General features: G+C 63.3%; 5 protein-coding genes. 4 read left to right on the top strand and 1 reads right to left on the bottom strand.

What is annotated here, in order from left to right:
• A partial coding sequence (locus FVW27_RS18020; protein ID WP_167127862.1) for a hypothetical protein occupies positions 1 to 855 on the bottom strand: 855 nt, incomplete at its 3' end.
• Between the two features lie 501 nt (positions 856 to 1,356).
• Between FVW27_RS18020 and adhE the strand changes: the two genes are divergently transcribed.
• From adhE to FVW27_RS18000, 4 genes are all read left to right on the top strand, one after another.
• Entirely contained in the window at positions 1,357 to 4,080 is a 2,724-nt protein-coding gene (adhE, locus tag FVW27_RS18015; protein WP_208294874.1) for a bifunctional acetaldehyde-CoA/alcohol dehydrogenase, read from the top strand.
• A 444-nt stretch (positions 4,081 to 4,524) separates the two neighbouring features.
• The gene (locus tag FVW27_RS18010) at positions 4,525 to 6,237 is read left to right on the top strand and encodes a ShlB/FhaC/HecB family hemolysin secretion/activation protein (protein WP_167127859.1); all 1,713 of its coding nucleotides are present in this window, start codon (positions 4,525 to 4,527) and stop codon (positions 6,235 to 6,237) included.
• 53 nt (positions 6,238 to 6,290) lie between these two features.
• Positions 6,291 to 11,993: a two-partner secretion domain-containing protein gene (locus FVW27_RS18005; RefSeq protein WP_167127856.1), complete on the top strand. Its 5,703-nt coding sequence runs from the start codon at positions 6,291 to 6,293 to the stop codon at positions 11,991 to 11,993.
• Between the two features lie 8 nt (positions 11,994 to 12,001).
• Positions 12,002 to 13,017: ankyrin repeat domain-containing protein (locus tag FVW27_RS18000; RefSeq protein ID WP_167127853.1), on the top strand; the 1,016-nt coding region annotated here is incomplete at its 3' end.

Below are 13,017 nucleotides of genomic sequence, written 5' to 3'. Positions count from 1 at the left end.
CCAGCGGGCGCAGTCCGGGCAGCAGGCGGGCCACGCGTCCTCGCCGGTCCCGTCAGCACCAGCCCCGCCCGAACGATGCCCCTCCGGGCAACGTCCACCCGGCCCCGCACCCGCCACGGCCTTGCAGGTCACCACCACCTTGTCGGTGGCGGTGGTCAGGGCGATCACGTTGCCTGCCTCGTCGAATTGCAGCGAGTTCAGGTCCGCAGCCATGCCGCCCTCGGGATCGCTATCAAAGGCCAGCACGGTACCCACGGGGGTCTTGGCCTCGAAGGGGGCGTCCGGCTCGAACGAACGCAGCGCGCCCGACTCGTGGAACGAAAACCCCACGCTTACGCTGGCCGGACCCTGCGGTGTGACGATGGTCAACCGCTCGCCGGGCCACAGGGTGACACTGCGCAACGCACCGGACGGAAAGAAGTGCGCGGAGATGATCCGCGCGCTGACAAGGCCGATGGGCGTTGCCATGCGCTGCGGCCCGGCAAGGGCCGTTTCGTGCTCCACGCTCCAGTAGGCGGAAATCTTGCCATCCAGTGGAAACACCCGGCGCAACTGGCCGCCGGGGTGAAAGGTGACCCGCTCCGCCACCATGGACCCCACGGGCGTTTCGATCACCGCCCTTTCCTGCAACGACACCGCCTTCAGCCCGCCACCGGGGTGCAGTTCCACCGGCTGCACCCGCTGCCTGCGGGGGTCTTCCGGCGCGTACTGGGGCACCAGCACGCCCGCCGGGGTGGGCAGTTCCACCCGTCCTTCCAACAGCACCTCTGCCGGACTGCCGTCCGGATGGAGGCACTGCACCACCGCGCCCGGAACCGCCGTGACATCCGGCTGCGCTGTCCGATGGTCGCCCATGTGGCCTCCCTGGCTGTTTCGTTGCCGCATTTGAGGGGCTGTCGTCGCCCGAACGCGCGGACATCCCGCAGGTGGGCGCTCGCGCCCGGATCGCCTATTGCCGAAAACGTGAATCCACGCCTCGTCACCATGCCCAATCCGCCGCCGTCCGTCGAGAGGCAAGGACTGTACACGTTCTGAGCAGATAGCACGACCAACACCGGCCACGTCGCATCATCCTGCATTTCCACATATATTAGTATAAAGGCCCTCCACACGACTACAATTCACAAAAAAGTCACGCCATACCCATCCGGCAAGCCTGCAACGACCGGCACGCTCCCATTCCGGACCATGCCGGTCTTGACGCCCTCGCCCATGAATGGTTGCATGCACAAATATAGACGCAGCCTCCGCCCATCCCGACACGGCGGCGGCCACGGGCAACCCGCAAGCGGCGCAACGGACGCCGGAACCCGTCCGCCGGGCAGGCACCGCCTTCCCGTCGGCAAGGAGTCCCCCATGAGCAAGAAGCCCAACGCACAGGGCGCGAAACCGGCCACCACGCCGGACGCCACCTCCCTGAACGACATCTCCCCAAACAACATTTCCCCAAGCAACGTCTGCGTAGACGACATCGTCACCCGCGTGAACGAGGCGCAGCGCGCCTTCGCCACCTTCACCCAGCAGCAGGTGGACGCCATCTTCCACGCCGCCGCTGCAGCCGCCACCGCGCAGCGCATCCACCTTGCCCGCATGGCCGTGCAGGAAACGGGCATGGGCATCCTGGAAGACAAGGTGATCAAGAACCATTTCGCCTCGGAATACATCTACAACAAATACAAGGACGACAAGACCTGCGGGGTCATCCGCGACGACCCGGCCTACGGCTACCGCGAGGTGGCTGCGCCCATCGGGGTCATTGCGGGCATCATCCCCACCACCAACCCCACCTCCACCACCATCTTCAAGGCGCTGCTGGCGCTGAAGACGCGCAACGGCATCATCTTCGCGCCGCACCCGCGCGCCGCGAAATGCACGGTAGAGGCCGCGCGCATCGTGCATGAGGCCGCCGTGGCCGCAGGCGCGCCGCGCGGGGTCATCGGCTGGGTGGAAGCGCCCACGCCCGACACCACCCGCCAGCTCATGCAACACCGGGGGGTGTCGCTCATCCTGGCCACCGGCGGGCCGGGCATGGTGCATGCCGCCTACAGCTCGGGCAAGCCCGCCATCGGCGTGGGCGCGGGCAACACCCCGGTGGTGGTGGACGCCACCGCCAACGTGAAGATGGCGGTGAACTCCATCATACTGTCGAAAACCTTCGACAACGGAATGATCTGCGCCTCTGAGCAGGCGGTGATCGTGGAAGACGCGGCGGCGGATGCGGTGAAGGCCGAATTCGCGGCGCGCGGCTGCCACTTTTCCTCGCCGCAGGAAGCGGAGGCCCTTGCGGGCGTGGTGTTCACCGACGGCAGGCTCAACGCGGCCATCGTGGGCCGATCGGCGGCGGAAATCGCGGCCATGGCGGGCATCACCGTGCCGCCGACCACCAAGATCCTCATCGCGGAACGCGACGCCATCGACCCGCTGGACCCGTTCGCGCACGAGAAGCTTTCGCCAGTGCTGGGCTTCTACCGCGCGCCCGACTTTTCCACCGCCGTGGACATGGCCCAGCGTCTGGTGGAACTGGGCGGGGCCGGGCACACATCGGTGCTGTACACCGACGAGGCCAACCGCGAGCGCATCGTCCACTTCCAGAACGTGCTGACCACCGGGCGCACGCTCATCAACATGCCCTCGTCGCAGGGAGCCATCGGCGACGTGTACAACTTCGAGCTGGCGCCCTCGCTGACGCTGGGCTGCGGCTCGTGGGGCGGCAATTCCGTCAGCGAAAACATCGGGGTGAAGCATCTCATGAACGTGAAGACCGTGGCCGAACGGCGCGAGAACATGCTGTGGTTCCGGGTGCCCCCGAAAATCTACTTCAAGATGGGGGCACTGCGCCTGGCGCTGGAAGACATGCGCGACAGAAAGCGCGCCTTCATCGTCACCGACCGCACCATGGAAGCCCTGGGCCACGTGGGCAAGGTGACCGCCGTGCTGGAAAAGCTGGGCATCCAGTACCGGGTGTTCAGCGACGTGAAGCCAGACCCGGACCTTACCGGCACCTACGCCGCGCTCGATTCCATCCGCGCCTTCCAGCCGGACATGTTCATCGCGCTCGGCGGCGGCTCGCCCATGGACGCGGCCAAGATCATGTGGCTGATGTACGAGCAGCCGGACCTGAAGTTCGAGGAAATATCCCTGCGCTTCATGGACATCCGCAAGCGGGTCTACACCTTCCCCGCGCTGGGCAGGAAGGCCGTGATGGTGGCGGTGCCCACCACGTCCGGCACCGGGTCTGAGGTGACGCCCTTTGCCGTCATCACCGACGACGCCACGGGCATGAAGTACCCCATCGCCGACTATGCACTGACGCCGGACATGGCCATCGTGGACCCGGAATTCGTCATGGACATGCCGAAGACGCTCACCGCACATTCCGGCCTGGACGCCCTGACCCACGCGGTGGAGGCCTTCACCTCCACCTATGCCAACAACTTCAGCGACGGCAATGCGCTGGAGGCCGTCCGGCTGGTCTTCAAGTACCTGCGCCGGGCATACACCGAAGGCGCGCGCGACGTGATGGCCCGCGAAAAGATGCATTACGCGGGCACCATTGCGGGCATGGCCTTCGCCAACGCCTTCCTTGGCGTGTGCCATTCCATGGCGCACAAGCTGGGGGCCACGTTCCACATGCCGCACGGCCTTGCCAACGCGCTGCTGCTTTCGCACGTCATCGAGTACAACGCCACCGACACCCCCACCAAGCAGGGGCTGATGCCGCAGTACCGCTACCCCTTCGTCAAGGGGCGCTACGCGCGCATCGCCGACATGCTGGGGCTGACCGAAGGCTGCGGCGACGACCGCGACAGCAAGGTGGCCCGGCTGGTGCAGGCCATAGAAACGCTGAAGGCCGACCTGAACGTTCCCGGCTCGCTGCGCGAGGCGGGCATTGCCGAGGCGGACTTTCTGGACCGGGTGGACCTGCTGGCCGAACAGGCCTTTGACGACCAGTGCACCGGCGGCAACCCGCGCTACCCGCTTATCGCGGAGATCCGCGAACTGTACCTGAAGGCGTACTACGGCGCGCCGCTGGCGTCGTTGTCCTCGCTGTCCTCGTTGCCCCCTGCCAACGTGGGGTAACCGGAGGAAAGAGCGGGCGGAAAGCAGAACGGCGGCGCACACGCACCGCCACAGCATCACGAATGCACGGGGCATGTGCCATGGGGACGCATGCCCCGTGTTGCGTTTTCTGGACAACGTTATGGGCACCCCCCCGTGCTTCGTCCATCATTCTGCCTCTGTATCCTTACCCTATCACTGCGCAATCCATTTCATATGGCAATCAAAAACGAGCTTTATCACCACTTGAAATCTATAACGCCGCACAAGTCTTATACAAGACATGAAAACAAATATAGATACGTCTTGACATTTTTCAAAACACAAAAGTATGTGCTTACATATCCATGATCACATGAACCAATAGGTTACGCCGGAACGCACCTGGGGGAAACTGGTGCGCCCCCCGGCCCAGGGAAGACGATGACACCTCACTCGTTTGGGCGCGCAGTACTGTGCGCGCCAATGTTGTTCCTTTGCCTTCTGGTGGCCGCATCTCCCTGCCGGGCCGCCTCGCCCAACGAGGCAATCCGCCAGCAACAGATACTGCAACAGCGCGAGGAGCAGCGCAGGCAGGAACTGGAACGGCGCCACCGCGAAAGCCTGGAAACCCCACCTGTCGAGCAGCCCGTCGCGCCGCCCTCTGCCCCGGAAGGGGAAGCGGGAGAACGCTGCTTTGATGTCGTCCGTATCCGCCTTGAAGGGGCAACCCTTCTCTCCGAGCACGAGCAGCGCTCTCTCACGGCCCCGTACCTGGGGCGCTGCCTTACCCTGGCGGACATCAACAACCTGGTCCGCGACATCACCAACGCCTACGTCGACAGGGGGTACGTCACCACCCGCGCGGCGGTGCCCCAGCAGGACATGTCCGGCGGTGAACTGACCATTCTGGTCATCGAAGGAAAGGTCGAGGGCATAGATTTCTCGGACGATGTGCCCTTTGCCGGGCAGAAGTTACGCTTGGCCTTTCCCGGCATTGTCGGCAACGCGCTGAATATCCGCGACCTGGAACAGGGGCTGGACCAACTCAACCGCCTGCCCTCCAACGATGCGACCATGGAACTTGTGCCCGGCACCACGGCGGGCATGAGCCGGGTACGCATTGCCAACACGCCCGGCAAGACGTGGCGCGCCAGCGCGGGGCTGGACAATTCCGGCCAGAAATCCACGGGCGAATTGCAATACCTGCTCGGTTTCGAGAAGGACAACCTGCTGCACTGCAACGACCTGCTCTCGTTGAACATGAACGCGGACTACGACTCCATGGCCGCGGGCGAGCACCAGGACAGCCAGAGCCTTTCCGCCTTCTATTCCTTTGGCGTGGGGTACTGGACGGTAACCGGCAGCCTCAGCCGGTTTTCGTACCGGAACATGCTTGACGGCTCATCCATGGACTTTTCCAGCGCCGGTGACACGACCACCTCGACGTTGACGGTGGACCGCGTGATCCACCGCGACGCCGACAGCAAAACCTCTCTCGGCGCCGGAGTCCTTGTCCGGGATACTTCCAACTACCTTGCCGGGGTAAAGCTGAAAGCGAGCAGCCAGGTGCTTTCGGCGTTCTCGGCATCCGCCACGCACACCCACCGTGCCTTGGGCGGCGTGGCCACGCTGAGCGGCGAATTCCGGCGCGGTGTGCCGATGTTTGGCGCGCACTCGGACCCGGATGACGACCCGCTGACCGTGCCCAAGGCAGAATTCGAGAAGTACACGGCCACGGCCAGTTTCTACCGGCCATTCCAACTGCTGGACCAGCAATTCAGCTGGAGCACCCGCGTGTGGGGGCAATGGTCGCCGGACACCCTGTACAGCGCCGAACGCGCCAGCATCGGCAGCCGGTACACGGTACGCGGCTTTCACGAAGACAGCCTTGATGGCGACAGTGGCGGGTACGCCCGCAACGAACTGGGCATCACCCTGCCGCTGGACATGCAGGGCTCCCTGCTGGCCGCCCGTTTCACCAACGCCCAGCTCTATGTCGGGTACGACGCCGGGTTCATCCGGCGCGATTCGCGCGAGGAATACGAACGCGGCACCGTACAGGGCGCCGTGGTTGGCGCGCGTCTGCTGGGGGGCGACATGCATGCGGAACTGGCAGTGTCCAAGCCGCTGGAGGCCCCCGACCATGTCGAGCGGGACGACCTGGATGTCTACGCATCGCTGATGATCACGTTCTAGGAACCAGCGCCGACGCCTTGCCGCACCTCCGAAAGCCCTGGGGAGGGCCTTTCATGTACGAACGCTTCCGCAAGCTGCTCTGTTCCGTTCTTGTTGTCCTGTTGGTCTGCCCGCCCGCCATGGCCGAGGGCATCCGCCCCGCTCCCGATGCCCCGTCCGCCAACCGGCCCGGCATGGATGCCGCGAAAAACGGCGTGCCCGTGGTCAACATCGTACGGCCCAACGGCGGTGGCGTTTCGCACAACATGTTCCACGATTTCAACGTGGAACCCAAAGGCGTCATCATCAACAACAGCAACCAGCCCGGCGTCAGCCAGCTGGGCGGGGTGCTTGCCAACAACCCCAACTTCACCGACGGGCGCAAGGCCAGCCTGATCCTGAACGAGGTCACCAGTTCCAACCGGTCGCTGATCGAAGGGTACACCGAGATCTTCGGCGGCGGGCAGTACATCTTCGCCAACCCCAACGGCATCACCATCAACGGCGGCGGGTTCATCGGCACGCCGAAAGCCACCGTGACCACCGGCGTTCCCACGGTATCCGGCGGAAGCGTGCAACTCGACGTTTCGGGCGGGGATGTGCTTGTCGACGGCGCGGGCATCAACGCGAAGAACCTCGACGCATTCGAGATCGTCAGCCGGACGGCGCGCATCAATGCCGAGATACAGGCAAACAGGCTGGACATCATCGCCGGGAAGGGAACCTATGACCCCGCAACCGGCACGGTTACCCCCGCAGTGCCCGACGCCGACCCCAAGCCCGCCGTGCTCATAGATTCCACGGCGCTGGGCGGCATGTACGCCGGGCGCATCAATCTGGTGGGCACCGAACAGGGTGTCGGCGTGAACATGCAGGGCATCACGCAAGCCACCGACAACCTGACCCTGACAGCCGACGGCAGGATAGAAATCAAGGGCACGGCATCGTCCGGCAACACGTTGTCCGTGACCTCCCGTGGCGACTCGGTGGCCGTTTCCGGCACGGTGGCCGCCACCAACGCCGCCAGCCTGTCCGCCCACGACACGGTGATCGTGGCCAAGGCAGACGCTGCCGATGCCGCGCTGGTCCGGGCCGACACCGTTACCATCTCCGGCGGCAAGCTGGACAACCGCAACCGTGTTGCCGCCGACAGCCGCATGGACGTTTCCACGGACGAGCTGTCCAACGCGGGCACTCTCCAGTCCGGCAAATCCGCGCAGCTTCTGGTTTCCGGCGCGGTGCAGAACGATGGTTCCATCCAGACCGGCGAGGGGCTGGTCATGACTTCGGGCAGCGTGGACAACACCGGTACCATCCACGCCACGGGCACCGGCCAGATACGGTCCACCGGCACGGTGAACAATGACGGCTCCATCCTGGCCAACGACAACCTGACCATCGAGGCGGCAGGCCTGACCAACACCGGCACCCTGCACGCCGGAAAGACGGCGCAGCTTCTGGTTTCCGGCGCGGTGACCAATGACGGCACAGTCCTGTCCAATGGCGACATGGCCGTGGCCGCAGCCAGCGTGGCCAACTCTGGCACCTTTCATTCCGCAGGTACCGGGTTGTTCCGCGTTTCGGACACGCTGCGCAACGCCGGGTCCATTCTGGCCAAAGGCGACATGACGTTCGAAGGTGCCGCTGCCGGTTCCCGCATGGTCGCCCTGCTGAACGAATCCGCCTACATCGAATCGCTGGACGGAAGCCTGACCTTCCGGGCCGACACATTCCGCAACGACAACACCCAGTTCCAACTGGTCGAGGGGGCGCAATACCTCTCCTATCAGGAAGGGATGTGGTGGCAGCACGGCAACGACAACGACAACTGCTGGAGCTACTTCGAATTCATCACCGGCAAGGCCCCGGACAACAAGATCAAGAACGCCGGATATCTTTATGCATCTCAGGCCGCCATGGTGGCCTCTGTGGGGTTGGATCCCTCGCGCAACGTGTTCTCGCGCGGCGAGCTTCTGGCCGCAGTGGCCGCCACGCGCGCCAAGCTTGCTGCCGACCCCGACTACCTGACGCCGGGGCAGATTGCGGAAGTTGACGAAGTGGCAGGCATCGCCAGCCAGGGCTACGCCTTTTTCGTAAAGCAGGCCCCGGCCAGCACCAACGGGGTCATCTTTGCGGCCACCACAACGCGCGACACGGTCACCGGCAAGGACGCCGGGGGGCGCGTCATGGCGCACGGCGACATCACCATTGATGGCGGCGATGTGACCAACAACGTCAGCGTCATTTCCTCTGCCACGGGCGACATCACCATCACGGCAGACACCTTCGAGAACGTGGGGCGCGACATCTACGAACGCTCGTCGGTGCTGTGGGGCAGGGCCAAGTTCAACAACCACTCCTCGCCCCGGTACGTGAACCAGGGCTCCGGCACCGAACTGGTGCTGACCGCCTTCGACCACGCCTACGGCACGCTGGACGCGGGCGGCGCAGTGTCCATCAACGTGGCGCACGCCACCAACGGCATCGTCGAGCGTAACGGCATCTTCAAGGATCCGGACCCTTCCACCCTGCCGCGCACTGTTGACGACATCACGTCCATCATCGACGCGTTGCCCGCGCGCGGCACCTTCGTGACCAACCTGGACCCGACGCATCCGTACCAGATCGAGACCAACCCCGCCTTCACCGACCTGAATGCCTTCCTCGGCTCCGACTACCTGATGGGGCAGATAGGGCTGGACGCCACGGACCTGGCCCGCAAGCGGCTGGGCGATGCGTGGTACGAAAACCGCCTGATCCGCGAGCAGGTGCTGGACCTGACGGGCCGCCGGTTCCTCAGTTCCTCCGTCACCAGCGACACCGACCAGGTGCGCGCGCTGATGGACAACGCCCTCGCCGTCCGGGAAGACCTGAACCTGAGCATCGGCATCGCCCTTACCGCCGAGCAGATTGCCGCGCTGGACCGCGACATCGTGTGGATGGAAACACGGCAGGTCAACGGCGAGGACGTGCTGGTGCCCGTGGTGTACCTGGGCAGTTCCAGCCTTGACCGCATCGCGGCGGGCGGCGCGGTGATCGCAGGCAAGGACGTGACCGTCACCGCCACCGGCGACGTGCAGAACGCCGGGGTGCTGGTGGCCGACAACGGCCTGACCATCACCGCCGACACCATTTTCAACACGCGCGGCACCATATCCGGCCAGGACGTGACCCTGGCCGCCACGGATTCCATCCTGAACGCGGGCGGCACGGTGCATGGCGGCACGGTGTCGCTTACCGCCGTCAACGACGTGATCTCCGCGTCGGACACCGTCACCTTCACCTCACCCACCGTCACCGCCACCCACATCGGCAAGCAGGGGGCCATCACCGCCGACGGCGACCTGACCGTGGTGGCCGGAAAGAACATCGGCGTGTTCGGCTCCGACATGGCCGCCGGGGGCGATGCAAAGCTTGCGGGGGGGAACTCGGTCATCGTGTCCACGCAGGCGCTGGAAACCCACGCCAAGACCACCGGCAAGGGTTCCAAGTCGCACACGGACGTGACCACCAACCACGGGGCCAGCGTGACGGCGGGCGGCAGCCTGACCGTGGACGCGGGCGGCAGCGTTACCGTGCATGGCAGCAAGATGAAGGCCGGGGATGACCTGAGTGTGAAGGCCGGGGGCGGTGTTTCCGTCACTGCCGCCTCCGACACCGTGGATTATTACGACCACAGCAGCGGCAAGAGCGGCGGGCTGTTCGGCGGAAAGAAGTCGCACACCACCGTGCGGCAGGACACCACCAATGTGGCCTCGCAACTGGAATCCGGCGGCGACATGACCATAGAGGCGGGCACGTCGGGCAAGGGCGCGGCTACCATTTCCGGCTCGCAACTCACGTCCGGCGGCAACTTGGCGGTCTCTGCCGCCGACGACGTACTGGTCACCTCCGCAACGGACCAGCATTACGCGCAGGACGACGAACAGAAGAAAGGCACCTTCACTTCAAAGATGGCGCTGGATGAAACCCGCAAGATCGACGTGGTGCGCAGCGAACTGGACGCCAAGGGCGACGTGCTGGTGGAATCCCGCACTGGCGACGTGACGGTCAGGGCGTCCCACCTGCGGGCGGAAGGCGGGGTGGACATCAAGGCGGAACAGGGCAGCGTGGCCCTGCTGACGGACAAGGAACTCAGCTACGAGCGGCACGTTTCCTCGGACATGGGTTGGCTTACCTGGTCGTCGCGCGACCAGGGCACCAGCGCGGAAACCGTGCTGCACACCCTGATCGAATCGGGCGAAAACATATCCATCACCGCCGGAAACGGCGTGACGGTGGAATACCACCATACCGGCGATGCCCGCGCCGACGTGCGCCAGCTTGCGAAAACCCCCGGCCTGGAATGGATGGCCGGGCTGCTGGAACGCGACGACGTGGACTGGCGCGCCGTGCAGGCCGTGTACGACACGTGGGACCACAAGGACGGCGGCCTTGGCCCGGCGGCCATGCTGGTCATCGCCATTGCCGCCTCGGTGGCGACGTATGGCGCGGCGTCGCAGTTGAGCATGAGTATGATGGGGCTGGCCTACGGCACTGGTGAGACCGCAAAGACAATCTTTGTAGTCGCAACAGGAAAAGTCGCCACGACAACAACGCTGGCCATGTGTACGGCCCTGACCGCCGGTTTCGTATCCCTGAGCTCCCAGGTCGCCACCGGCCTTGCCAATACGGCAGCTGGCGGTGACATCAAGGATACCCTGAAGTCCATCGTCTCCGAGGACGGCGCGCGCTCCCTGCTGGCCAGCATGGTGCTGGCCGGAACGTTGGAGTACATGAAGCCTATGCTTCAGGACTACACCCTTGTCAAAAGGGTTTTGACCGTGGCTGCCGTTAAGGCATCCGTCGGCACCATTGTGAAAGGTCAGGCGCTTGAAACCGCCTTCACGGATGCCTTGGGAACGGCGTTCAGCAGTTATGCCGCTGGGCTGATCAGTGCTGCGGAGTTGGACAAGACCATTGAGATCGTGCTTGCTGGCGCTACCGGGGCTGCTGCCGCCGCCATTACGGGCGAGGACCCCACAATGGCCGCCATGGGCGCGATTGTGGCGACCTTGGCCGATGCAATGACTGCCAAGCCCCTGACAGAAGAACAGAAGGCAAAGGGGCGTCTGTACGGCACACTGAGCAAGTGCGCCTACGGGGAGGGACAGTGCGAGAATGTGAACGGGTATGAGAAGATGTCTGCGGATCAACTGGATGCTATCGGAATAAAAAATGAAATGCTTAAAGATGAGAGCAATGGCTTTGAAGCAACAGTATTTTACAACAAAGCTGACAAGAAATACGTTGTCGCTTTTCGCGGAACGGACCTGACGTCAAAAGTGGACTGGCAGTCCAGCATAGCGCAGGCCTTCGGCAAGGTTGGTGACCAGTACCAAGGGGTGGCCTTGCTCGCGCAGACATTGAGCACGGTTGCGGCCGACACAGGTGCCACATTTGCGGCCACCGGGCATTCTCTTGGCGGGGGGCTAGCCTCGGCACTGGCAGCCAAGGGGTTCGTGAAGGAAGCGTACACCTTCAACGCCGCGGGATTGCATGACAACACCATTGCCGCGATTGTCGGAGATGATTCTGGCAAGATATCCAAAGCAAAAGAAGTCCTGAAAGATGTAACAAAAGCATACATCAGCACGGCAGATGTCCTCTCCAACATTCAGGACCTGTTCAGCCTTGTAGTTCCAACGGCGGCTGGCCAGAGAATCCTTGTGGACGGCGGAAGCTGGCATACCCTGGACGGCATGCTCAATGCCTTTGGTCCAGCAATAAAGAACTAGGAGTGGACGTGTACAAAATGTTGTTGGCTGCGCTTCTGATCATCCTCCCGCTTACCGCGTGCAGCGCCGCCGGAAAGCCAAGCAGGCCCAAGCCGATGTTGTACATGACGGTCAGCGACATGTTTCCCGGCAACCCACAGGCACAAGCCCTGGCCAAGGCTGCCGAAAAGGGAGACATCGCAACCATGGACAAACTGGTTGCCGCCGGGGCGGACCCCAACGCCACGGGGGAGTATGCTGTTACCGTGCCCGCATGGGTGGTCCTGCACCCCAACAAGGACGGCTTCCGCCGTTTGCTCGAACTAGGCGCGGACCCGAACAAGATATGGCGTCGAGAAGATCCGGCATTTGACAAGTCGCTCATGCACTTTGTCGTACGCGAAACTCCAAATATTGGCATTGAATACCTAGCGATGGCCATAGATATTGGAAAAGGCGACCCCAATCTGAGAGTGGGAAAATACAAATCTCCACCAATGGAAGAAGCCCTTTGCCCTGTTTGCATACCAGCGTTTGCCACATTGCTAAAAGCTGGCGGCGACATGTATTATATTGACTGGTTTGGCAGGACATATGCAATGAGCGCTACTATTCAAGAAAATTACAAACTCGTCCTCTTCCTCCTCGAGAAGGGTGTAGATTATTCAAAAAAGGACAATCGCGGTAGCTATCTTGCAAGATATTTGCAGACGAAATTCAAAACATCTTCCGAATACAAACAGCCATACAGCAAAAAATACATGTGGTTCTGGCGCTGCATAGATTTTCTCGAAAAGCGCGGGGCAACTTTTACCATTCCGCAGGATGCGATCCGTCCCGCCGTGCTGGATACCACGCCGCCAGACATTTTCGCCGAAGCACAAATCCAGCAACCCGACACGCCTGCAAAGCCTCGGCCTCGCGTGAGCGACACCGAAACCGTGAGCATGCATGAGGTTTCCCTCACATACCCCGTGCCGTTCTGGCTTCAGGGTGCAGACGCCACCACCGGCAACACCCATTCGCGCATGCGTCAGAAGGCCGG

Origin of the sequence: Nitratidesulfovibrio liaohensis, assembly GCF_011682075.1 — a bacterium.
GTDB lineage: Bacteria > Desulfobacterota > Desulfovibrionia > Desulfovibrionales > Desulfovibrionaceae > Cupidesulfovibrio > Cupidesulfovibrio liaohensis.
This window is presented reverse-complemented; position numbering and strand designations above follow the sequence as displayed.

Bases quoted from the DNA above. Each gene is read 5' to 3' on its own strand.
- adhE (WP_208294874.1), top strand. From the start codon at position 1,357: ATGAGCAAGAAGCCCAACGCACAGGGCGCGAAACCGGCCACCACGCCG.
- FVW27_RS18010 (WP_167127859.1), top strand. From the start codon at position 4,525: ATGTTGTTCCTTTGCCTTCTGGTGGCCGCATCTCCCTGCCGGGCCGCC.
- FVW27_RS18005 (WP_167127856.1), top strand. From the start codon at position 6,291: ATGTACGAACGCTTCCGCAAGCTGCTCTGTTCCGTTCTTGTTGTCCTG.